This is a genomic window from Thermobifida sp. (assembly GCF_017577275.1).
Classification (GTDB): Bacteria; Actinomycetota; Actinomycetes; order Streptosporangiales; family Streptosporangiaceae; genus Thermobifida; species Thermobifida fusca.
The window spans coordinates 1-21,358 of the sequence record NZ_PITY01000008.1 but is presented as its reverse complement, the minus strand read 5'-3'; the positions used below and the strand labels follow the sequence as shown (position 1 = coordinate 21,358).

The following is a 21,358-nucleotide window of genomic DNA, read 5'->3' as shown; positions in this document are numbered from 1 at the left end:
CTACATGCGGAAGACGCCGTAGCCCACCGGGTCGAGCGGGGCGTGGCGGGCGGCGGAGAGGGCGAGGGCGAGGACGGTGCGGGTGTCGACGGGGTCGATGACGCCGTCGTCCCACAGGCGCGCCGTGGAGTAGTAGGGGTTGCCTTGCTCTTCGTAGCGCGCCCGGATGGGGGCTTTGAACGCTTCTTCCTCTTCAGCGGACCAGTCTTCGCCGCGTGCGGCTTTCTGGTCGCGGCGTACGGTGGCGAGCACGGAGGCGGCTTGTTCCCCGCCCATGACGGAGATGCGGGCGTTCGGCCACATCCACAGGAAGCGCGGCGAGTAGGCGCGCCCGCACATGCTGTAGTTTCCGGCGCCGAAGGAGCCGCCGATGATGACGGTGAATTTGGGGACGCGGGCGCAGGCGACGGCGGTGACCATTTTCGCGCCGTGTTTGGCGATGCCGCCGGCTTCGTAGTCGCGGCCCACCATGAACCCGGAGATGTTCTGCAGGAAGACGAGGGGGACGGCGCGCCGGTCGCACAGTTCGATGAAGTGGGCGCCTTTGAGCGCGGATTCGGAGAACAGGATGCCGTTGTTGGCGATGATGCCGACGGGGTGGCCGTGCAGGTGCGCGAACCCGGTGACGAGGGTGGGCCCGTAGTCGGCTTTGAATTCGGTGAATTCGCTGGCGTCGACGAGCCGTGCGATGACTTCCCGCACGTCGTAGGGGGTGCGGGTGTCGGTGGGGATGATGCCGTACAGTTCCGCGGGGTCGGCTGCGGGGGGCCGGGGTTCGCGCACGTCCCAGGCGGGTGCGGGCCGCGGGCCGAGGGTGGCGACGATGCGGCGGACGATGGCGAGGGCGTGTGCGTCGTCGTCGGCGATGTGGTCGACGACTCCGGAGACGCGGGCGTGGACGTCGCCGCCGCCGAGTTCTTCCGCGGTGACGACTTCGCCGGTGGCGGCTTTCACGAGCGGGGGCCCGCCGAGGAAGATGGTGCCTTGGTTGCGGACGATGACGGCTTCGTCGCTCATGGCGGGCACGTAGGCGCCGCCGGCAGTGCAGGAGCCGAGGACCGCGGCGATCTGCGGGATGCCGCGCTGCGACATGGTGGCCTGGTTGTAGAAGATGCGGCCGAAGTGGTCGCGGTCGGGGAAGACTTCGTCCTGCATGGGCAGGAACGCGCCGCCGGAGTCGACGAGGTAGATGCACGGCAGGTGGTTGTGCAGGGCGACTTCTTGGGCGCGGAGGTGTTTTTTGACGGTCATCGGATAGTAGCTGCCGCCTTTGACGGTGGCGTCGTTGGCGACGATGACGGTTTCGCGTCCGGAGACGCGTCCGATGCCGGTGATGATCCCTGCGGCGGGTGCGTCGTTCCCGTCGGGGCCGTACATGCCGTGGGCGGCGAGCGGGGAGAGTTCGAGGAAGGGCGTGCCCGGGTCGAGGAGGGCGTCGATCCGTTCGCGGGCGAGGAGTTTGCCGCGGGCTTTGTGGCGTTCGCGGGCGTGCGGGGGCCCGCCGCGGGCCGCGTCGGCCAGGCGGCGGCGGAGTTCCGCGGCGAGGGCGCGGTTGGTTTCGGCGTTGGCGTGGAAGGCGGGGCTGGTCGGGTCGATAGCGGAGGTGAGTGTGGCCGTCCCGCTCATGGTTCCTCCCCCTCCGATGTTAATGAGCATTAACAGGACCGATGTTAATACTTGCTAACATTGGCGTCCAGGATTTGGGGACCATTCGGGAGGTCACGCGTGCGTACCCGCGGGGGAGACCGTCGGGCAGCGATCCTGCGTGCGGCCGCTGAGCTGTTCGCCGCCCGTGGTTTTCGCAGCGTGTCCATCGAGGACTTGGGACGCGCTGTCGGCACGACCGGTCCCGCGCTCTACCGCCATTTCCCCGGCAAGGAAGCGCTGCTGGCGGAGGTGCTGCTCGACATCAGCGAACGGCTGCTGCGCCAGGGCACCGAGCACGTGGCCGCCCACCCGGATCCGAACGACGCGTTGGATGCGCTGCTCCGCGGCCATATCGCTTTCGCACTGGCCGAACCGGCGCTCATCACGGTGCACGACCGGGAACTGCTGCACGTGCCCGAAGAGCCGCGCCGGAAGATCCGCCGCCTCCAGCGCGCCTACCTGGAACAGTGGGTGGACGTCCTGGCCGCGGTGCGTCCCACCACCCCCACGCCGGTGCTGCGCACCGCGGTGCACGCCACGTTCGGCCTGCTCAACTCGACCCCGCACAGCGCGGGGGAACTGGACCGGGACCATCTGGCCGAGCTGCTGTTCACGATGGCCCGCACGGCACTGCTCGCCGCGGGGAAGTAGTCCGCGGGCGTGTTTGGCGCCCTAGTCCACGGGCAGCGGGAAGGGCGAGCAGACGCCTGACAGGGGAGGTCCGACGATGGCACGGCCGCGCATCGTCGTGGTCGGCGCGGGTTTTGCGGGTCTGACCGCGCTGCGCCGACTCGAACAGAGGATTCCAGAAGGCAAGGCCGAGATCGTACTCGTCGCACCCAACGACTACATGCTCTACCAGCCGCTGCTGCCCCAAGTGGCGTCCGGCCTGCTGACCCCGCAGTCGATCGCTGTCTCTCTGCACCGGCAACTGCACCGCACCCACATCATTCCGGGGATCGCCGTCGGCTTGGACACGGACCGGAACACGGTGGTGGTCCGCAAGATCTCCGGCGAGTACTCCTATGAGCGCTACGACCGGCTGATTCTGGCGCCCGGCAGCGTGACCCGGACGTTCAACATCCCCGGGCTGATCGAGCACGCCCGCGGCAACAAGAACCTGGCCGAGGCGGTGTACTTGCGCGACCACGTGCTGGCCCAGCTGGAGTTGGCGAACGCCAGCGACGACCCGGCGGAGCGCGACGAGCGGTGCACGTTCATCGTGGTGGGCGGCGGCTACACAGGGGTGGAGACCGCGGCGTCCTTGGAGCTGCTGTGCGAGGCAGCGTGCAAGCAGTATCCGAAGCTGCGCCCGCACATCCAGTGGCACGTAGTGGACATCGCCCCCCGCTTGATGCCGGAGCTGGGCGAGCATCTGGGGCAGAAGACGATGGAGCTGCTGCGCCAGCGCGGGATCGAAGTGTCGCTGGGGGTGTCGGTCCGCGAGGTGACCGAGGACAAGGTGACGTTGACCGACGACCGGGTGCTGCCGTGCCGCACGTTGATCTGGACGGCGGGCACTGCGCCGAGCCCGCTGATCGCGGCGACCGGGCTGCCCACGGAACGCGGGAAGCTCTCGGTGGGCGCGGACTTGTCGGTGCCCGGGCATCCGGAGATTTTCGGGATCGGTGATTCCGCCGCCGTCCCCGATTTGAGCAAGGGCGAGGACGGGGCGCTGTGCCCGCCTACCGCCCAGCACGCGTCCACCCAGGGGCCGGTGGCGGCCGACAACGTGATTGCTTCGCTGCTGGGCCGGTCGACGAAGCACTACTACTACCGGGACCGCGGCCTGCTCGTGGATTTGAGCGGCCGGGACGCGGTGGCCCGCCCCTTCGGGGTGGAGTTCAACGGGACCGCGGCCTTGGCGTTGACCCGGGCCTACCACTTGTATTCGCTGCCGTCGGGACCGGCCCGGATGCGGGTGGCCGCCAACTGGCTGATCCAGGCGCTGCTGGGCTGCGACGTGTCCCGCCTGGGGTTCCTCAACCGCAGCGTGGAGACGCTGGTGGACGTGGAGGAGTACTCCCGCTACCTCAAACCCGAGCAGGCCAAGGAGCGGGTGGGGCTGGCCGTGGGCGGATAGCCGCCCCACTGCCGTGGTCCGGTACGGCGGGGCACTCGGGTGTGCGGTGCCGGGTGCTGCGGCCGCCGTACCGGAGCGGGCCGGGGTCAGGCGACGACTTCGTAGCCTGCTTCCGCTACCGCGGCGCGGATCTGCTCGTCGCTGAGCGGGGCCGTGCTGTCGATTTCGACCCGCCCGCTCTCCAGGTCCACCCGCACGTCGGTCACCCCGGGCAGTTCGCTGATTTCTTCCTTCACCGAGCTCACGCAGTGCCCGCAGGTCATGCCGGTGACGGTGATGGTGGTACTGGCCATGGTGACCCTCGTCTCTTGGTCGGTGTCCACAAACGGTCAGGAGCGGACCAGTCGGGCGATCGCTTCGGACGCTTCGCGGACCTTCGTTTCGGCTTCGCTGCCGCCGTTGGCGAGGGCGTTGGCCACGCAGTGGTGGAGGTGCTCCTCGAGGAGCGACAGGGCAAAGGATTGGAGCGCCTTCGTTACCGCGGAGGTCTGGGTGAGGATGTCGATGCAGTAGGCGTCGTCCTCGACCATCCGCTGGAGGCCGCGTACTTGTCCTTCGATCCGGCGGAGCCGGTTGAGGTGCTGCCGCTTGTTGTCGTGGTAGCCGTAGGCGGCCATCGCGGTGTTCTCCTGTCGACTGGTCGCTTCCTCGAACAATGATACCCCCCACGGGTATTTCCGGGGTGGGGCGGACGGACCGGGAGCCCAGGCTTCCCGGCTCATTGCTGCTGGTTGTCGCGGTCGCTGGGAGCCGGGCGGGCCGGGTGCAGGCCGAGGCGGCGCAGCTCGAGGGCGGCGAGTTCCGCCACGACCCGCTCGTCTCCGGAGCGCCACGCCTCCGCCGGGTCGTCGTGGAGGCGGCACAGCGCGGGCACGGGCGCGGCGGTCAGGGCGCGCAGCGCGAGCAGGCGGGTCCCGGCCTCGCCGGGAAGCCGGGTGAGCTGCCGGGCCTGGCTGGCCTGCCGGATCCAGCGGAGCCGGACGGGCAGCCAGGCGCCGAGCGCGACCGCGACCGCCAGCACCGCGACAGCCACCGCGGTGAGCAGGGCGAATTCCGCCGCGGTCTGCTGGAGTCCTGTTCCGGCGGCGCTGAGGTCGTCCCCGGTCGCTTCCAGCCGGCCAGGGGCGCGGCCAGGTCGTCGCCGACGAACGGCACGTTCCGCGCTGCTTCGGCTGCGCTGGCCATGTGGCTGGCGAGGCCGTCGCCCGCGTCGTGGAGGAGGACGCCGGGGCGGGCGAGCGCCGCCAGGGCCCGGTGCAGCGCGACCGCAGTCCACACTCCGAGCGCGATCCAGGCGAGCGCGAGCAGGTCGCCGCCGAGTTGCAGGGCACGGCGCAGGGGACGGTCAGCGTAGATCGTCATGGGGCTCCCAGAGAACAGCGATCAGGGGGTGCCGGACGATACAGGTGTGTCCGGCGTCGACAGTGGGTGTTCCCCCGCCCGCCGCAGTCAATCCGGCGTTCCGGGCATACCTCCGCATACCGTCAATGACCTGCAAAACGTGGCGTGGTGGGCTTGTATGCCGGAGCGCACGGGCTGAGCATGGGGGCATGAACGGACAGCACACTCGTGAAGAGGAGCTCATCCGGCAGATCGGGGAGCTGGTCACCGAGGAGCGTGCGCTGCGGCAGCAGTCGGGGCACCGGTTGAGCGCCGCCGAGTACGAGCGGATCAAACAGGTGGAGCGCGCGTTGGACCAGTGCTGGGATCTGCTGCGCCAACGGCGGGCGAAAGAGGAGTTCGGCGAAAATCCCGACGAAGCGCGCCCGCGCTCTATTTCCCAGGTCGAAGAGTACCAACAGTAATCTTCATGGAATTCGCGGTGTACGGGGAAAACCTCAGCAAAGTAATCCGCGTCTCATCGGCTGAAAGATCCCCTTACGTCTCCTCGCGAGGCGACGGAAGAAAAGGCACCGCGAGTGGAAATACTGACCGGAATTGGCCTGTCATCGTCGGCCGGCCTGAACGCTTACGTTCCTCTCCTGGTGGCGGGGCTGCTTTCCCGCTACACCGATCTACTGTCGCTTGGTCCTTCCTGGCAGTGGCTGGAAAGCCCGTGGGCACTGGGAATTCTGGCTGTCCTGCTGATTGTTGAACTGTGCGCGGACAAGATCCCCGCGTTGGACCACATCAACGACATCATCCAGACCGTGGTGCGCCCCACTTCCGGCGGCATTGTCTTCGGTGCGAGCGGAAGCGCGGTACTGGGGGAGCCCGAGGTCGCGGGTGATGCGGCTGCGGCCAGTGTCGGGGGAGACGTCAGCGTGTGGCTGGCGGTTGTCGGTGCGGCGATCGCCCTCTTCTTCCATTTGATGAAGGCCGCGATCCGTCTGCTGGTCAACATGCTCAGCGTCGGAGTCGGCGCGCCGGTGCTCAGCACGATGGAGGACGCCGCCAGTGTGGCGATGGCGATCCTCGCCGTGCTGCTGCCGGTCCTGGTCGTCATCGCAGTCGTGGCCACGGCCGGGCTCGGGATCTGGCTGCTGGTGCGGTTGCGCCGTCGGCGCAAGCAGAAGAAGGCGGAGAAGGCGACGCAGCAGGACCACCAGCAGTGGCCGGAGGCGCAGCAGCCGCACGCCTAGCCCGGTGACAGCGGAAGCTTAGAGTACAGGTGTGGTAGAGCAATCCCTGAGTGTGCGCAACGGTATCCGACACATCGTCTGGGACTGGAACGGCACGCTTCTCGACGACAATCACGCCAATCTCGCCGCGGCCAACCACGTGTGCGAGATGTTCGGCGTGCCGCCGATGACGTTGGAGGACTGGCGGAAGATCTTCCGCCGCCCTCTGGTCCCGTTCTACGAGGAGCTGTTGGGCCGTCCGCTGAGCGATGAGGAATGGCAGCGGCTGGACGCCGCCTACAACAGCTACTATCAGCGGCTCCTGCCGTCCTGCCGGCTCGCTGACGGTGCGGTGGACACGTTGCACCAGTGGCGTCGCGCGGGCGGTACGCAGTCGCTGCTGTCCATGGCCGCCCACGACCACCTGGTTCCGGTGATCACCGAGTTCGGCCTGGTGTCGCACTTCACCCGGGTGGACGGGCGGCAGCGGACCACCGACGCCGATTCGAAGGCCGAGCACCTGGCTGCCCACTTGGACGCCCAGGGCATCGACCCGGCCACGGTGGTGCTCATCGGGGATATCGACGATGACGCGCACGCGGCCCGCATGGTGGGCGCCAAAGCGGTTCTGGTGGCCACGGGGCTGATGAGTAGGGAACGGCTGGAAGCCACCGGGCACCCGGTTGCTGATTCGCTCACCGAGGCGGTGCAGCTCGTGCACGGCTGAGGCGGGCGAGCATGGCAACGGGGCGGCACCCGTGGTGGGCGCCGCCCCGCAGCATGTGTGGCGACGTGGAACCGACTGGGGTCAGCCGAGGGCGACCTTGCGGGCGTCCTCGAACCGCTTGGCCACGTCGGCCCAGTTCACCACGTTCCAGAACGCCTTCACGTAGTCGGCCTTGACGTTCTTGTACTGCAGGTAGAAGGCGTGCTCCCACATGTCGAGCATGAGCAGCGGGTAGGAGCCGGCAGCCAGGTTGCCCTGGTGGTCGTAGAGCTGCTCGATGATGAGCCGCTGGCCGAGGATGTCCCAGGCGAGGATCGCCCAGCCCGAGCCCTGGATGCCGGTGGCGGCGGCACTGAAGTGGGCGCGGAAGGCGTCGAAGGATCCGAAGGCGTCGTCGATGGCAGCGCCGAGCTCGCCTTCCGGCTTGTCGCCGCCGTCCGGCGACAGGTTCGGCCAGAACACGGTGTGGTTGACGTGGCCGGCCAGGTTGAAGGCGAGGTTCTTCTGCAGCAGGTTGACCTTGCTCAGGTCGCCCTTCTCCCGGGCCTCCGCCAGCTGCTCCAGAGCGTCGTTGGCGCCCTTGACGTAGGCGGCGTGGTGCTTGTCGTGGTGCAGCTCCATGATCTCGCCCGAGATCCACGGCTCCAGAGCGGAGTAGTCGTAGGGCAGTTCAGGAAGCGTGTACGGCGCGGACATCTACGCACCTTTCAATCTCTAGAGATCTGACAGTTGACCCCTGCGAAAGCTCGCTGAACAGAAAACTATCAGCCCACGGGAGTTCTGTTCGGTATCGCCTCTGCCACAGGGGTTTTCGACGGTTGCGACCCGCCTTCGCCCTTCGCTACCCGCTGCGGTTTTCCTCATGCGTACGCCCGCGTTGAGCTGGCTTTTCCGGACGGCTGTCCGGTTGCGGCCAGGCGGCGGCCCGGGGAGTGTATCCCCGTGGTCGCCGGGGGCGGCCGCAGGGGTGCGGCCACCCCCGGGGCCTGGCTAGGGGACGACGAGGCTGAGCGCTTCGGCGACGAGCGCGGGCCGGTCTTCCCCGTCGATTTCGACCTCGTGCCGCATGGTGAGCAGGATGCCTTTGGGGGTTTCTTTGGCTTCGGCGAGTTCGAGGCTGTCGCGGATGCGGGAGCCCACCCGCACCGGTTGGAGGAAGCGGACTTTGTTGAGCCCGTAGTTGATGGCCATGGCAGGGGATTTCTGCAGCCGGTAGATCTGCCAGGCGAACATGGGCAGCAGGGACAGGGTGAGGAAGCCGTGGGCGATGGTGCTGCCGAACGGTCCGGCAGCGGCGCGTTCCACGTCGACGTGGATCCACTGGTGGTCGCCGGTGGCGTCGGCGAAGGTGTTGATCTGGTCTTGGGTGACGGTGTGCCACGGGCTGTGTCCCAGGTGGCTGCCTTGCGCGGCGGCGAGCGCGTGGATGTCGGCGAATTCCCGCATGCGTGCTGCGCCCCTTTCTCAGTCCGGTCGGCACCCCACCACGAGGAACCGACTGGTTGGTATGGCTTGGGGATTACAGTACCGCCCCGCGAACGGGGACGGGCCGGACGCTCCCCGCTTGCGGGGCGGAGGGTGCCGCGGGCCCCGCAGCCTAGCCGTAGAGCAGCTCTTCCAGGCGGCGCTGGGGCACTTCCAGGTATTGGGCGATGTCGGGCAGGGACAGGCCCGCCTCGGTGAGGCCCTGCACGATCTCCCGCACTTTGACCGTGGCGATGCGGGTGGCTTCGTCAGCCATGTGCACCGCCCGCCGCGCCTCTACTGCGAGCTGGTCGAGATCCTTGTTCACCTGGGGCTGCAAGTCGATGTGGACGGTGCGCTCGTCCAAAGAGAGCTGGGCGCAGACGAACTCCTTGGCTCGTGCGGAGGCTTCGACCAAGGAGGGCGACCAGGTGACCCCCACATCGGCGACCTGGAGCTCCCAGCCGTTCTCCCATTTGCGGGCGTGCACCTCGTACAGAGCCACCGATCTTCCTTTCCGTGGATGCGTGGGTGTGGCTGTCACCCACGGGGTGTGCGGGCAGTGACGCCACCACGAAAGTGCAGCAGCGCGGCTCTCGGCACAAGAGCATTCATAAAGATCTCATCATCAGACGCCCGCCAGGGGATTGGGGCGGTTTTCCACAGCCTCGCGTTGTCCAGCGGGAAAGCTACTGGACAGTGGCCTCAACCGGCCACGCAGCCCACGGGGGAGAACCGGATTGCGTAATGTCCGTAATCTTTTTCTGGTCCTGCCGCGACCAACGCCCGCGCCGCAGTTTCCCACCAGGATCAACAGGGTGTGCCGCGGAGAGCGGCCCGCTGCTGTCCGCGGCGTGGCTGGGCCTGCGCCGCAGGGTTTCGGTCACGGCCCGGCGGGGCGGGCACCCGCTCAGGCGAGGGAGCCCACCGACGCCGAACGCACCGTCAACGTGTCCACGGTCCGCTGGTCCACTTCGTGGCCGAGCCCCGGCTGGGTGAGCGGCACCGCCACCACCCCGTCGTGGGAGCGCACCGTGGGGGAGACCAGGTCAGGCACGAACCGTTCCCCGGCAGGCGGCATCTCGCACGGCAGGGTGGTGCCGGGGAGGGTGGCCAGGGCGACGACCGCGGCCCTGCCCAACCCCGATTCCTGGTCGGAGCCGCACCACACCTGCCATCCCGCGTCCACGGCCCGGTCGTGGGCCCGCCGGGCCTGGGTGATCCCGCCCATGCGGACGATCCGCAGGTTCAGCGCGGACGCTGCTTCCATGCGGATCGCCTCGTCCAACCGTTCCAGGGAGTCCACCGAGTCGTCCAGCGCCACCGGGGTGCGCAGGCTGCGGTTCAACCGGGCGTGCGCGGCCAGGTCCCCGGCAGGGAAGGGCTGTTCGATCGCGAGCAGGCCGTAGTCGTCGAGGGAGCGCAACGCGTCCAAGTGCTCCGGGCTTTCGGTGTAGCGGCCGCCTCCGTCGACTTGCAGCACAAGCGACGGGTACGCCTCCCGGACGGCACGCACCGCCTCCACGTCCCAGCCGGGGCGGATGTGCAGCCGCACCCGCTTGTATCCCGCACCGACCTGCCGGTTCACTTCCTGGACCAGGAGTTCGAGGGAGGGCTGCGGTCCCAGGGTGACTCCGGCGGTGACTGCGGTGCGCACCCCGCCGAGCGCGTGCGCGAGCGGAATGCCGCGCTGCCGGCTCCACAAGTCCCAGCAGGCAGTGTCCAACGCGGCAGCCACGGCAGGCCGGGGAGCAAGGGGCTGCCAAGCGGCTGCAGCCTCAGTGGGACGCTGCCAGCGGTGCCCCACGAGAGCGGGGGCGTACTCGTCCACCAGGGCATCCCACAGGTCGCGGTCGGCGCGCGGAATCTCTCCCCAACCGCTCGCCCCGGTGTCGTCCCGCACCCGGACCAGGATGTGCCGCACGAAGCGGTCGGACTCGCCGGGGGACCGCTGCGGCCGGGGCCGCGTCAACGCCAGTCGGACGAGTCGGATTTCCACGGCCGCCACACGGGTAAGGGTCGTCGGCTCCGTGCGTGACACTGACCTGTCGCCTCCCACATACCGGGTCACGGCCGGGTGTCTGGCCGCTGTCCTGCACCATTGACGGTATCTGTTCTACCGGCCCGACCACTAGAGGAACGGCGGGGTGACGGAAAGACGGTGCCGCGGGGCAGGGGCTATCCCGCGGCCACGACTTCGGTGACGGTGCGCGCCGCCATCCCGTGGGCTTGGGCCACGGCCTCGTTGGTGAGTTCTCCCGCGAACGTGTTGAGGCCTGCGGCGAGCGCCGGGTCGTCGGCGAGCGCGTCCCGCCAGCCTTTGTTCGCCAGGGCCAGCGCGTAGCGCAGCGTGTCTTTGGTCAGCGCCTGCGTGGCCGTGGTGGGCACCGCGCCGGGCATGTTCGACACGCAGTAGAACACCGTGTTGTGCACCGGGTACGTGGGGTCGGAGTGGGTGGTGGGCCGCGAGTCGGCGAAGCAGCCGCCTTGGTCGACGGCGATGTCGACGAGCACGGTGCCGGGTTTCATCTGGGCGACCAGGTCGCTGCTGATCAGAGTGGGGGCTTTCGCGCCGGGGATGAGCACTGCTCCGATGATGAGGTCGGATTCCAGGGCGGTCCGTTCAATCTCGTAGGCGGTGGACGCCAGCGTCCGCACCCGGCCTTGGAACACGGCGTCCGCCCGGCGCAGTTTGGCGATGTCGATGTCGAGCAGGGTGACTTCCGCGCCCATGCCCGCCGCGACTTGGGCGGCGTTCATGCCGGAGACACCCGCGCCGAGCACCATGACTTTGGCGGGCCCCACACCGGGCACTCCGCCGAGCAGGACGCCGCGGCCGCCGTTGGAGCGCTGCAAGGCGGTCGCGCCGACTTGGGGGGCGAGCCGTCCCGCGATCTCCGACATGGGCGCCAACAAGGGCAGGGACCCGTCGGGAAGCTGCACGGTTTCGTAGGCGATCGCGGTGACTCCGTGCTTGAGGAGGGCTTCGGTGCAGTCCCGGGACGCCGCCAGGTGCAGGTAGGCGAAGAGCACTTGGCCGGGGCGGAGCCGGTGGTATTCCTCGGGGACGGGTTCTTTGACTTTGAGGACGAGGTCGGCCGCTCCCCACACTTCGTCGGCGCTGTCGATGATGCGGGCGCCCGCGGCCGCGTATTCGGCGTTGCTGATGGCCGAGCCGACACCGGCGTCGCGTTCGATGAGGACGTCGTGGCCGTGCCGGACGAGCTCCTGGACGCCGGCCGGGGTGATAGCTACTCGGTATTCATGGTCTTTGATTTCACGGGGCACGCCGACGCGCACGGTTCCTCCTCGGTGTCGAGCAGATGTGTTCCCCTACCGATCCCGGTGGCGCGTCCCACTTGTGGGGACGACGACCGGGGTCGCCGCCGCGCCGTGAGACTTCCGCGGTGCCCTTAGCGATAGGCGGACAGCAGGGGACCACCACGCGGCGAGGGGTCGTTGTCCGCGTCTGAAGGTACCGGGATACCGCACAGCCACGTACCGGTCACTCGGCCTTGCAGCCTCCTCCCCCGGTAGGGCCCTCCGTCGGATGCGGGCACCCGTTGGAAGGTGTCCGGTTCGAAAGCGACCAGGTCAGCGTCGTAGCCGACTTGGATGCGCCCTTTGGTGGCGAGTCCCATCAGCTCGGCGGGGCGTTGCGCGGTCCACTGGGTGAGTTCGGCGAGGCCGCAGCCGCGTTTCTGGGCTGCGGTCCACAGTGCGGGCAGGGTCCAGCGGATCGCGGAAATCCCGGTTCCCGGCCGGTTCCCGGAGCCGACCGAGTCGACGATGACGTCCCCGAAGGATTCCGCCCCGTGCAGGAGGGCGTTCCACAGTGCCTGGCGGTTGGCGTCGGACCGCAGCGGGGGACGGCACCGGTAGGAGGGGTCGGTGTCGGGTACGTGCTCGGCGGGCAGGCACAGGTAGTGCGGGCAGGTTTGGGCGCTGACGGGGATGCCGATGTCCCGGGCCGCGGCGAGGATGGCCGCGCATTCCGCGGCGACGAACGGGGAGATGTGGACGCGGGCCCCGCTGGAGCGGGCCGCGGCGAGCACCCGTTCCAGGCCGCGCCGTTCGGCGCGCGGCGGCCGCGCGGCAAGCAGCGCACTGTTGCCGGGGCCGACGACGGTGCCGAGTTCGTTGGCGTCTTCGGCGTGGACGACGATGGGCACGTCCATGGCGGCGACTTCCGCCATGCTCTTGCTGAGGTGGATGTCGTCGAGGGCGGGCAGGCCCATGAGTTCGTCGGACAGGGAGCAGGCGAAGCCGATGACCCCGTTGGCGCGCAGGTCGGCGAGTTCCGCGGAGCTGCTGCGCGGCGTGATCCCGCCGAGGAAGGCGACGTGGGTGGCGCTGTTGCTGGCTGAGGCGTGCAGGTGGGCGCGGAGCGCTTCGGTGGAGGTGATGGCGGGCTGGGCGGGAGCGGGGGCGACGACGAGGGTGGTGATGCCCCCGGCCGCGGCTGCCCGGGTCGTGCGGGCATACCCTTGCGACAGCAGTTGGCCGGGGGCTTGCACGGCAGCGTCGACGTCCACCATGCCGGGCAGGAGTGCGGTCTCACCGAGGTCGACTTCTTTCCGGCTGGGTAGGTCGTCGAAGTAGTCGGCGACGGCAGCGATGCGCCCGTCGGCGACGGCGACCGCTGCGGGACCCACACTCGTGGGAGTGACTGCGCGTCGGGATCGGATGACGAGATCGTATTGGCGCACTTGGCCCCCTTGTGTGGTTGTCGCCGACAGCCGCCCACGCCGGTGCCGCGGCCCGGCGTGGACGTCGGGTGGCGGCGTGGCCGGATGCCCCGCCCCCCTCCAGCAGGGCTCCGGCCAGGTGCCGCTCATGGCCATTGTCTCCACCAATCGGCTGTCGCGGGGGCTTTTCGCCATACTGAAGTTGAGTTTCTACGGTCCGTAATGGATTCTGAAAGTGGCGATACCGACACATACGGTACTTATGCGGGTGGATAACGACGGCGTGTAGTACTTCGTTTAGGCTTGTCGGCAAGGGTGGTGTCCGCACTGAAGGTGATGGCCTGGATTTTTGGTGACGCGGCCGAAATTGTTGTTCCGTGGCTGTGGGGAGCACTCGGAATCGTGGTCGGTGCGGGAATCGCCGCCGCGGTCATCCACCACCGCAAGACGTGAGGACAGAGCAAGTGACGACGGAGCGTGGGCGTGGCTTCCCCCAGTAATCAACGTGTGAGAACGAACGCGCTCGCCGCGGGCGAGACCCTCGTGCTGGTCGCTGCGGCTTCCGCAGCGGTCTGCCTGATCGCGCTGGTGCTCGCCATGCTGCTGGGCGGAGCCGGATACCCCCAGATCACGCCGGGGCTGCCGGATCCGGGAATGCTGACCCGCTGGGGGTTGCCGGTCGCGAAGACGGTGATGGACGTCTCCGCCGCGCTGACGTTCGGCCTGATCGTGCTCGCCGTGTTCCTGCTGCCGGTTGCGCGCAACGGCGAGCTGGGCGAGCAGGCGCAAGGCTATGTGCGCGCCGCCTCGTGGGCCGCCCTGGTGTGGGCGGGCGCGGCCGCAGCCACGCTGGTGTTCCAACTCTCCGACATTTTGGGCCGCCCGGTCGCGGAGATCGTCGGCAACGAGATCACCAGCTACGCGAGTTCGGTCCCGCAGGGGATCGGGCTGCTGTTGACGATCCTGGGCGCGCTGGGCGCCGCACTGATCGGCCGCGTGGTGGTGACCGCCACGGGCGCGGCACTGCTCAGCCTGCTGGTGCTGGTCGGCATGCTGCCGCCCCCGCTGACCGGGCACGCTTCTTCCGCGGGCAGCCATGAGATGGCGATCGTCGGCTTGTCGCTGCATGTGGCGTCGGTCGCCTTGTGGGTGGGCGGGCTGGCCGCCTTGTTCTTCCACGCGATGCGCGGCAGCGGCGAGCACGTGCCGACCGCGGTGCAGCGGTTCAGCACGATGGCGCTGTGGGCGTGGATCGGTGTGGCGCTGAGCGGACTGGCGAGCGCGGCAAGCCGGCTGACGAGCGTGGCGAGCCTGTTCACCACCGCCTACGGCCAGGTGATGCTCGCCAAGGTGGCGGTCTTCGTCATCTTGGGTGCGCTGGGCTGGGTGCACCGCACCCGCACGGTCCCTCAGATCACCGAGGATTCGGGCCGCCGTCTGTTCCTGCGGTTCGCGGGCGTGGAAGTCGTGGTGATGGCGGCGGCGATGGGGTTGGCGGCCGCGTTGAGCCGCACCGCCCCGCCCCCGGACCTCAACCGGGCCACGGACGCGTTCCGCAACCTCACTGGGTTTTCCATGCCGCCGCCGATGAGCTTGCGGACCCTGCTCACCGAGTGGCGCCCCGACTTGTTCTTCATCCTGGTCATCGTGGTGCTGGGCGGCTTGTATGCGGCCGGGGTGATCCGGTTGCAGCGCCGCGGCGACTCCTGGCCGTGGGGGCGCACCGCCGCGTGGTTCGCGGGCCTGCTGGTGCTGGGCATCGCCTTGCTCACCGGTGTGGGCACCTACTCGTATGTGCTGTTCAGCATGCACATGGTGCAGCACATGGTGCTGTCGATGCTGGTGCCGATCCTGCTGGTGCTGGGCGCCCCGGCCACGCTGGCGCTGCGCGCGCTGCGCCCGGCGAAGCAGCGGGGGGACCGCGGCCCGCGGGAGTGGCTCACCGCGTTCCTGCACGGCTGGTATGCGCGCCTGGTGACGCACCCCGGGTTCGCCACCCCCATGTTCGTCATCAGCATCTACGCGCTGTATTTCACGCCGCTGTTCGGCACCCTGATGCAGGACCACTTGGGGCACGTGTTCATGAACGTGCACTTCCTGCTGTCGGGTTTCCTGTTCTACTGGATCATCATCGGGGTGGACCCGGCGCCGCGGAAGATCCCGTTCCTGCTGCGGATCGTGCTGCTGCTGGTGGCGATGGGCTTCCACGCGTTCTTCGGCGTGGCGATCATGATGAAGTCCGAGCCGCTCGGCATGGAGTACTACGGCCAGTTCGAGGTGCCGTGGCGGGACAGCCTCGCTGACGACCAGTACGCGGGCGGCGGCGTGGCGTGGGCGCTCGGCGAGATCCCGACGATGCTGGTGCTGATCGCGCTGGTGGTGCAGTGGGCGCGGGACGAGGAGCGCACGGAGCGCCGCCGCGAGCGGCACAGCCAGCGCGGCGGTTCGGAGGACGCCGACTTGGACGCGTACAACGCCTACCTGGCGTCGCTGCACCGCCGGACCAGCCAGCAGCAGGGCCAGCCGGGACCGGAGCAGCCGGAACAGGAACCGCAACCCTAGGAGGGGCGGGCCGCGGGCCTGCGTAAACGGGCAGACAGGCGAAGGGGGCCGCCCGCAGGGCGGCCCCCTTGGTGTGTGCGTGTCCCCGCATCCGGCGGGGACACCGGATGCGGGCGGAGTGCTGCGACGGCGAGGGGCGCGCCTGGCGGCGCAACAGCGCGGACCCACCCCCTCACCCAGGGTTGCCGCGCCCGGTGCCGCTCAGGACGCCTCAGGCCGTTTTCTCGGACGTGCCGGTGAGCCCGGGCGGTGCGGGAGCCCGGGTTAGACGAGGAGGAGTGCGGTGACGGCGCCGAGGACGCCGACGAGGACACAGGTGGCGAGCCCGCCCACGTAGAGGGTGGGCCCGGACAGTTGCGGGAGCGCTTTGGCTTGGGTGGCGCGCCGCGCCGCAATCGTGGAGAAGACGAGCGTGGAACCGAGGATGAGCAGGGCCGTGCACAGCGCCACGGTGAACGCGGACGCGAACCCGGCCTGGGGCACAGTGCTCAGCAGACGGCCCGCGGCCAGGGTGGGCAAGGCGAGAAGCAGCAGGGCGATGGCGATCCCGGAGACGAGACGCGGCCCGGTTTTGGTGGAACGGCCGATGAGGGTGAGCAGCAGTCCTTGCAGCGCAACGTTGAGTACGGCCCCGCCGAGGCCGAAGATCGCGATGGTGGTGAGCAGCGAAGTCATTGCATGATTGTCCCACTCTTGGACCGGATCTCTCCCGGGGCCGACACCGCTGTGGATAACTTTCGGCCCCGACGGGATTATGCCCCCGGGCTGCGGCGGGCCTCCGGCGGGGGTGGGATCGCCCGCGGCACCGCAACCGGGGTCTTCCGCGGCGGGGTGCGTGGTACGGGGACGGGACGCGCCGCGGGCACCACCCTGGAAGCAGCCCGGCCGGTGAAGTCGATCCGGTGGAGGCACGCGGCTTCGCCCCGGGTCACGAGGACGAGGGACCGTGCTTCGGGCACGGCCTGCTGCGGGTCACGCGCTATGGCGCGGCGCAGCGCCAGCCACCGGCGCTGGTGGGTGCGAAAGCTGCGTTCGCTGACGCGGCGGCCGCGCATGTCTTGGCCGCGCCGCGCTTCCGCGGGGGTAGCGTCCACGAACAGCAGGTGGAGTTCCGCGCCGGTGATCCGGCAGTACAGCGCGAGCAGGCGGCGCACAGTCCGGCGCGTACCGGTTTCGTGGACGACGACGGGGGCGCGGCGCCGCAGGGCGGCGAAGACCCGCACGTAGTGCAGCAGGTGGGTGGCCCATCGCCACAGCGGGTAGGGGACGGCCCGCAGATAGGGGGTGAGCCGGTTGCGGGCGTGCAGCGAGTCGAGGACCCACACCCCGTCCCGGGTGCGCACGGGTGCGGTTTCCCGCCCGGACAGCCCGTAGAGGCGGGCCAGCAGGGTGCTTTTCCCCGCGCCGGGAAGCCCGCCGACGAGCAGCAGGCTGTGCCGCGGATAGCGGAGCACGAAGGCGTCGTGGAAGCAGGCGGAGGTGGGGTGGGTTGGGGAGGCGATCACACTGGGGACGTCTCCACCGCGGGTAAAGGGACGGTAAGGGCGGGGCCGCGCCCCGCCCTGCCGCCCTGGTGCGCGGGGGCTATCTGCGCCGCGCCAGGGTGAGGCCGTCGCCGATGGGGAGGATGACCAGGTCGACCCGCGTGTCGTCGCGGGCGTGCACGTTGAAGTCGCGGATGGCTTGCACGCGGGCCGCGGTCTGCGCGGGGTCGAGGACCCGGCTGTGCGAGAACACGTTGTCGGCGAGCAGCACCCCGCCGGGCCGCACCCGCGGCACGAGTTCTTCCCAGTAGGCGATGTAGGACTCTTTGTCGGCGTCGATGAACGCCAGGTCGAACTGGGGTTCTTCGGGGAGGGCGCGCAGCGTGTCGAGGGCGGGGGCGAGCCGCAGGTCGATCCGGTCGGCGACCCCGGCCCGCTGCCAGTAGCGGCGCGCCACCGCGGTCCATTCTTCGCTGACGTCGCAGGCGAGCAGGGTGCCGTCGTCGGGGAGGCCGCGGGCCAGGCAGATCGACGAATACCCGGTGAAGGTGCCGACTTCGACGATGTTGCGTGCCCCGATGAGCTGGGTGAGCAGGGTGAGGAACAGTCCTTGTTCGGGGGCGATCTGCATGCCGACGTGGTCGGGGAAGAGCCGTTCGGTTTCCGCGGCCAGGTCGGTCAGCACTTCGTCGACGGGGGTGCTGTGCGCGACCAGGTAGGCGTGCAGTTCCGGACTGAGGTTTTCTGAGGTGCGTGTCACAGGCCCAGCCTAGGAGACGAGGGGGTCACAGGTCGGGGATGAGTTCTTTCCACGGGAACAGGTAGATGGACATGAGCACGATGGAGATGGTGAGCATGGGGGTGATGACTTTGCGTTCCACGGGCCCGTCGGTTTTGAAGCCGATGTTCTGCCCGAACCGGTATTTCCAGAACGGCCACAGCAGCGGCACCCCCATCTGGGTGGCAATGTCTCCCAGGTAGTGCAGGAGGCACCCGTAGGCCACGGCCAGGCCGAGCCATGAATAGTCGACGCCCGAACTGTAGAGGGCGAGTGTGATTCCCGCGGTGGCGAGCGCGTTGATGAATTCGGCGGCGACCCGGTTTTTCTCCATGCCGTAGCCGAGCCCGTTGAACGCGATCCCGATGAGCAGGAAGACGAATATTTGGGCGGCGAGTTCGGACCAGAGGACGAGGAGTTGCGCGAATCCGCCGAGGAGTAGCGCGAACAGCAGCGAATGGGTGCCGTTGCGGTGCCCGCCGAACGCCCAGTTGAAGAACGCGCCGAGGGTTTCGGTGAACACCCCGTAGGTTTTGGTGATGGTTGCGCTCTTGTGGTCGAGGTCGGGGATGAGCGCGGCGCCCGCGCAGACGAGCCCGCCCGCGATGATTTCCCCGGATCCGAGTTCGAAGTTGATGCCGAGAACGTCCACCTTGTTGAGCAGGGGGACGACAGCCATCCATCCAACCACGCCGCTCAGCGCGTGAGAGTGCCCCATCATGGGCGGAACGGTAGCGGTTCGGAACGGTTTTTGGCGAGTCGGGGGTTGGGAAGCGTACCGGCACGACGACCCGGTGTGAGATTCAGCTCAATGATAGGCGGCAGAAGCCCTGGTCAATGGCCGGATACGGCCACCGTCCCGCACGCGGGCTGTTTTCTCCTCCTGTTTGTGCAGCGAAAACGCGTTTTTCCCGGATAATGCCGGGCACCGGGGGCGGGTGGAACGGCGGGGCAATTCCGCGTGGTTCGACATATGCTTTGGGTAGCCGCCCGTTCCGGCTAGGCCGTCGGGAATCGGCTTGTCGGTTCCCAGAGCTGGACGTGGTCGCCGTGGCCGGTCCGCGGTGCACCTCGGCTTCGGTGCGTTCGGCATGCTCGTGGGGATCATGTCGAGGTGTCATCGGAGCACGGGCGGCCTTTGCGTGCGCGGACGGCCCGGTTCCGCCTGGTGTGCGGGTAGGGGAGTGGTCGGGCGCGCCCCCGCTCAGCGGGCTTATCAGCCTGTGCCGCGGGGAATACTTCCCGGTGCAGCCGCGCGGAAGCGGTGGCGTCCGCCGCCACGCACGCGGGGAAGCCACGGCGGCAGGCTCGGCCGCTGGTGTCTGCCGCCGTCGACTTCTTCTCCCAGTGCCTTGAGGACATCCTCCTGTCCCGGCATGCCCCGCGGGCAGCCCGGGTGTCAGGGGAGGGTGAGGATTTCTGCGCCGTCGTCGGTGATGACGAGGGTGTGTTCGAACTGGGCGGTGCGTTTGCGGTCTTTGGTGACCGCGGTCCACCCGTCGTCCCAGACTTCGTAGTCGATGGTGCCCAGGGTGATCATGGGTTCGATGGTGAAGGTCATCCCGGGAACCATGACCGTGTCGGCGCTCGGGTCGTCGTAGTGGGGGATGATCAGCCCGGAGTGGAATTCGGGCCCCACACCGTGCCCGGTGAAGTCGCGCACCACGCCGTAGCCGAAGCGTTTGGCGTAGGACTCGATGACCCGGCCGATGACGTTGATCTGCCGGCCCGGCTTGCACGCTTGGATGCCGCGCATGAGGGCTTCGCGGGTGCGTTCCACGAGCAGCCGGGATTCTTCGTCGACGTCGCCGACGAGGAAGGTGGCGTTGGTGTCGCCGTGCACCCCGTGGATGTAGGCGGTGACGTCGATGTTGATGATGTCGCCGTCCTGGAGGACGGTGTCGTCGGGGATGCCGTGGCAGATGACTTCGTTGATGGACGTGCACAGCGACTTGGGGAAGCCCTTGTAGCCGAGCGGGCTGGGGTAGGCGCCGTGGTCGCACAGGAACTCGTGGCCGATCCGGTCGAGTTCGTCTGTGGTGACGCCGGGCTTCACGTGTTTGCCGACTTCTTGGAGTGCTTGCGCAGCGATCCGGCCGGCCACCCGCATGGCTTCGATGGTCTCCGGGGTCTGCACATCCCCAGCGACCCCTTTGACGGGATGTTTCTTACCGACGTATTCGGGCCGGGGGATGGACGGCGGGACCGTTCGTGGGGGCGAGATACGCCCGGGTACCAGCGGGGTAGTCATGGAATACGAGTGTAGTCAGCGACTGACGGGAGAAGTCCGTGTTCGGTAAACGGCGCCGGGATGTCCTTCCCACCCCGGAGGACGGGGAGGACAAGTGGTGGTATTCGCTGAAGACGGGGAAGGTGGAGCGCGGCCCGGGCAGTCCGACGAAGGACCGGCTCGGCCCGTACCCGGACCGGGCGTCCGCTGAGGCGGCGTTGGAGCGGGCCCGCCAGCGCAACGAGCAGTGGGAGGAAGAGGACCGCGAGTGGAACGAGTGGTGACCGTGGGTAAACAGGGGGCGGTGTACCACGGCCGACACCCCTGTTGACATGATCATGATTATGACATCGAAGAGTTCTCCGCACGATCTTCCTGACGTCTCTGGCCTGTCGATTGCCGTGCTGGGTGGCACGGGTGATCAGGGCCGCGGCTTGGCGCGCCGGTTCGCGATGGCCGGGCACGAGGTGATTCTCGGTTCGCGGAGCGCGGAGCGGGCCCAGGCGGTTGCCGCCGAGTTGGGCGAGGGCTTGCCGATCCGCGGCATGGACAACGCGGGCGCGGCCGAGGCCGGGGACGTGGTGATCGTGGCGGTTCCGTGGGACGGTCACCGTGCCCTGCTGGAGTCGTTGAAGGATGTGCTGGCGGGCAAGATCGTCGTCGACTGTGTGAACCCGCTGGGTTTCGACAAGCGCGGCGCGTATGCGCTGCCGGTTGAGGAGGGGAGCGCTGCCGAGCAGGCTGCCGCGATCCTGCCGGACAGCCGCGTGGTGGCCGCGTTCCACCACGTGTCCGCCGTGCTTTTGCTGGACCCCGAGGTCGAGAAGGTGGATTTGGACGTGCTCGTGCTCGGGGACGACCGTGAAGCCACCGATGTTGTGCGCGCTTTGGCGGCCCGTATCCCCGGGGTGCGGGGAGTTTACGGCGGGCGCCTGCGCAACGCCCACCAGGTGGAGGGGGTTACCGCCCACCCTGTTTTGATTAACCCCCGGTACAAAGCCCACGCGGGGATCCGCATCACCGACATCTAAAAAAAAAAACCTGTACGGCAGGGGCCCCGTCCCGCCCGCCCCACGAGGGCAGGGGCACCGGGGTTTTACCCGGTTAGCTCGCCCTTTTTTGACCACCCCCGCG

24 protein-coding genes are annotated in these 21,358 nt (G+C 68.7%); 9 read left to right on the top strand and 15 right to left on the bottom strand.

Annotated features, from left to right (window positions below):
• The gene (locus tag CW348_RS00655) at nt 1-1,626 is read right to left on the bottom strand and encodes a carboxyl transferase domain-containing protein (RefSeq protein WP_104612897.1); all 1,626 of its coding nucleotides are present in this window, start codon (nt 1,624-1,626) and stop codon (nt 1-3) included.
• 99 nt (nt 1,627-1,725) lie between these two features.
• Here CW348_RS00655 and CW348_RS00650 point away from each other — a divergent pair, with 99 nt between their 5' ends.
• Together CW348_RS00650 and CW348_RS00645 are read left to right on the top strand one after the other, a co-directional pair.
• A complete protein-coding gene (locus tag CW348_RS00650; protein WP_011291396.1) occupies nt 1,726-2,298 on the top strand; it encodes a TetR/AcrR family transcriptional regulator in 573 nt (190 codons plus the stop codon).
• 76 nt (nt 2,299-2,374) lie between these two features.
• Nucleotides 2,375-3,730, top strand: coding sequence for an NAD(P)/FAD-dependent oxidoreductase (locus tag CW348_RS00645; RefSeq protein ID WP_011291397.1), 1,356 nt, complete (start codon nt 2,375-2,377; stop codon nt 3,728-3,730).
• 86 nt (nt 3,731-3,816) lie between these two features.
• Here the strand turns inward: CW348_RS00645 and CW348_RS00640 are convergent, their stop codons facing one another.
• The 3 genes from CW348_RS00640 to CW348_RS00630 form a co-directional block, all read right to left on the bottom strand.
• Entirely contained in the window at nt 3,817-4,023 is a 207-nt protein-coding gene (locus tag CW348_RS00640; protein WP_011291398.1) for a heavy-metal-associated domain-containing protein, read from the bottom strand.
• A gap of 36 nt (nt 4,024-4,059) precedes the next feature.
• On the bottom strand, nt 4,060-4,347 hold the full coding sequence (locus CW348_RS00635; protein WP_016188425.1) for a metal-sensitive transcriptional regulator: 288 nt from the start codon (nt 4,345-4,347) through the stop codon (nt 4,060-4,062).
• 101 nt (nt 4,348-4,448) lie between these two features.
• Nucleotides 4,449-4,763, bottom strand: coding sequence for a hypothetical protein (locus CW348_RS00630; RefSeq protein ID WP_258076883.1), 315 nt, complete (start codon nt 4,761-4,763; stop codon nt 4,449-4,451).
• 517 nt (nt 4,764-5,280) lie between these two features.
• On the opposite strand from CW348_RS00630, the gene CW348_RS00625 reads away from it, so the two are divergent.
• The 3 genes from CW348_RS00625 (at nt 5,281) to CW348_RS00615 (ending at nt 7,018) form a co-directional block, all read left to right on the top strand.
• A complete protein-coding gene (locus CW348_RS00625; protein ID WP_104612898.1) occupies nt 5,281-5,535 on the top strand; it encodes a DUF2630 family protein in 255 nt (84 codons plus the stop codon).
• 114 nt (nt 5,536-5,649) lie between these two features.
• Nucleotides 5,650-6,312, top strand: coding sequence for a DUF4126 domain-containing protein (locus CW348_RS00620; RefSeq protein ID WP_104612899.1), 663 nt, complete (start codon nt 5,650-5,652; stop codon nt 6,310-6,312).
• 31 nt (nt 6,313-6,343) lie between these two features.
• A complete protein-coding gene (locus CW348_RS00615; RefSeq protein WP_227480831.1) occupies nt 6,344-7,018 on the top strand; it encodes an HAD family hydrolase in 675 nt (224 codons plus the stop codon).
• A gap of 81 nt (nt 7,019-7,099) precedes the next feature.
• Here CW348_RS00615 and CW348_RS00610 read toward each other — a convergent pair whose 3' ends face one another.
• The 6 genes from CW348_RS00610 to CW348_RS00585 all read right to left on the bottom strand — a co-directional run bounded on the left by CW348_RS00610 (nt 7,100) and on the right by CW348_RS00585 (nt 13,191).
• The gene (locus CW348_RS00610) at nt 7,100-7,714 is read right to left on the bottom strand and encodes a superoxide dismutase (protein WP_011291404.1); all 615 of its coding nucleotides are present in this window, start codon (nt 7,712-7,714) and stop codon (nt 7,100-7,102) included.
• Between the two features lie 294 nt (nt 7,715-8,008).
• Nucleotides 8,009-8,464 carry a MaoC family dehydratase gene (locus CW348_RS00605; RefSeq protein WP_011291405.1) on the bottom strand — a complete coding sequence of 152 codons (456 nt, stop codon included), beginning with the start codon at nt 8,462-8,464 and terminating at the stop codon, nt 8,009-8,011.
• A gap of 151 nt (nt 8,465-8,615) precedes the next feature.
• Nucleotides 8,616-8,987 (bottom strand): hypothetical protein, encoded by a 372-nt coding sequence (locus CW348_RS00600; RefSeq protein WP_011291406.1) that lies wholly within the window; start codon nt 8,985-8,987, stop codon nt 8,616-8,618.
• 405 nt (nt 8,988-9,392) lie between these two features.
• Nucleotides 9,393-10,523, bottom strand: a complete 1,131-nt coding sequence (locus tag CW348_RS00595; protein ID WP_011291407.1) for an enolase C-terminal domain-like protein — start codon at nt 10,521-10,523, stop codon at nt 9,393-9,395.
• A gap of 137 nt (nt 10,524-10,660) precedes the next feature.
• Nucleotides 10,661-11,782, bottom strand: a complete 1,122-nt coding sequence (gene ald / locus CW348_RS00590; protein ID WP_011291408.1) for an alanine dehydrogenase — start codon at nt 11,780-11,782, stop codon at nt 10,661-10,663.
• A 113-nt stretch (nt 11,783-11,895) separates the two neighbouring features.
• Nucleotides 11,896-13,191, bottom strand: coding sequence for an amidohydrolase family protein (locus tag CW348_RS00585; protein WP_258076885.1), 1,296 nt, complete (start codon nt 13,189-13,191; stop codon nt 11,896-11,898).
• A gap of 297 nt (nt 13,192-13,488) precedes the next feature.
• Here CW348_RS00585 and CW348_RS00580 point away from each other — a divergent pair, with 297 nt between their 5' ends.
• A complete protein-coding gene (locus tag CW348_RS00580) occupies nt 13,489-13,623 on the top strand; it encodes a hypothetical protein (protein ID WP_255266129.1) in 135 nt (44 codons plus the stop codon).
• A gap of 54 nt (nt 13,624-13,677) precedes the next feature.
• Nucleotides 13,678-15,732 carry a cytochrome c oxidase assembly protein gene (locus CW348_RS00575; protein WP_016188432.1) on the top strand — a complete coding sequence of 685 codons (2,055 nt, stop codon included), beginning with the start codon at nt 13,678-13,680 and terminating at the stop codon, nt 15,730-15,732.
• 264 nt (nt 15,733-15,996) lie between these two features.
• Here the strand turns inward: CW348_RS00575 and CW348_RS00570 are convergent, their stop codons facing one another.
• The 5 genes from CW348_RS00570 to map all read right to left on the bottom strand — a co-directional run bounded on the left by CW348_RS00570 (nt 15,997) and on the right by map (nt 20,245).
• Complete coding sequence (locus CW348_RS00570) at nt 15,997-16,407, bottom strand: hypothetical protein (RefSeq protein WP_011291411.1); 411 nt, start codon at nt 16,405-16,407, stop codon at nt 15,997-15,999.
• Between the two features lie 77 nt (nt 16,408-16,484).
• On the bottom strand, nt 16,485-17,237 hold the full coding sequence (locus CW348_RS00565; protein ID WP_011291412.1) for an AAA family ATPase: 753 nt from the start codon (nt 17,235-17,237) through the stop codon (nt 16,485-16,487).
• Nucleotides 17,238-17,316: 79 nt separating this feature from the next.
• Entirely contained in the window at nt 17,317-17,976 is a 660-nt protein-coding gene (locus CW348_RS00560) for an O-methyltransferase (protein ID WP_173668379.1), read from the bottom strand.
• Nucleotides 17,977-18,001: 25 nt separating this feature from the next.
• The gene (locus CW348_RS00555; RefSeq protein ID WP_011291414.1) at nt 18,002-18,715 is read right to left on the bottom strand and encodes a metal-dependent hydrolase; all 714 of its coding nucleotides are present in this window, start codon (nt 18,713-18,715) and stop codon (nt 18,002-18,004) included.
• Nucleotides 18,716-19,393: 678 nt separating this feature from the next.
• Nucleotides 19,394-20,245, bottom strand: coding sequence for a type I methionyl aminopeptidase (map, locus tag CW348_RS00550; protein WP_011291415.1), 852 nt, complete (start codon nt 20,243-20,245; stop codon nt 19,394-19,396).
• A 38-nt stretch (nt 20,246-20,283) separates the two neighbouring features.
• Between map and CW348_RS00545 the strand changes: the two genes are divergently transcribed.
• Both CW348_RS00545 and npdG read left to right on the top strand, forming a co-directional pair.
• A complete protein-coding gene (locus tag CW348_RS00545) occupies nt 20,284-20,508 on the top strand; it encodes a hypothetical protein (RefSeq protein WP_011291416.1) in 225 nt (74 codons plus the stop codon).
• A 60-nt stretch (nt 20,509-20,568) separates the two neighbouring features.
• Nucleotides 20,569-21,255 (top strand): NADPH-dependent F420 reductase, encoded by a 687-nt coding sequence (gene npdG, locus CW348_RS00540; protein WP_287462339.1) that lies wholly within the window; start codon nt 20,569-20,571, stop codon nt 21,253-21,255.
• Nucleotides 21,256-21,358 lie beyond the last annotated feature (103 nt).

Bases quoted from the DNA above. Each gene is read 5' to 3' on its own strand.
- CW348_RS00555 (WP_011291414.1), bottom strand. From the start codon at position 18,715: ATGATGGGGCACTCTCACGCGCTGAGCGGCGTGGTTGGATGGATGGCT.
- npdG (WP_287462339.1), top strand. From the start codon at position 20,569: ATGACATCGAAGAGTTCTCCGCACGATCTTCCTGACGTCTCTGGCCTG.
- CW348_RS00625 (WP_104612898.1), top strand. From the start codon at position 5,281: ATGAACGGACAGCACACTCGTGAAGAGGAGCTCATCCGGCAGATCGGG.
- CW348_RS00655 (WP_104612897.1), bottom strand. From the start codon at position 1,626: ATGAGCGGGACGGCCACACTCACCTCCGCTATCGACCCGACCAGCCCC.
- CW348_RS00605 (WP_011291405.1), bottom strand. From the start codon at position 8,464: ATGCGGGAATTCGCCGACATCCACGCGCTCGCCGCCGCGCAAGGCAGC.
- CW348_RS00610 (WP_011291404.1), bottom strand. From the start codon at position 7,714: ATGTCCGCGCCGTACACGCTTCCTGAACTGCCCTACGACTACTCCGCT.
- CW348_RS00570 (WP_011291411.1), bottom strand. From the start codon at position 16,407: ATGACTTCGCTGCTCACCACCATCGCGATCTTCGGCCTCGGCGGGGCC.
- CW348_RS00645 (WP_011291397.1), top strand. From the start codon at position 2,375: ATGGCACGGCCGCGCATCGTCGTGGTCGGCGCGGGTTTTGCGGGTCTG.
- CW348_RS00635 (WP_016188425.1), bottom strand. From the start codon at position 4,347: ATGGCCGCCTACGGCTACCACGACAACAAGCGGCAGCACCTCAACCGG.
- CW348_RS00640 (WP_011291398.1), bottom strand. From the start codon at position 4,023: ATGGCCAGTACCACCATCACCGTCACCGGCATGACCTGCGGGCACTGC.
- map (WP_011291415.1), bottom strand. From the start codon at position 20,245: ATGACTACCCCGCTGGTACCCGGGCGTATCTCGCCCCCACGAACGGTC.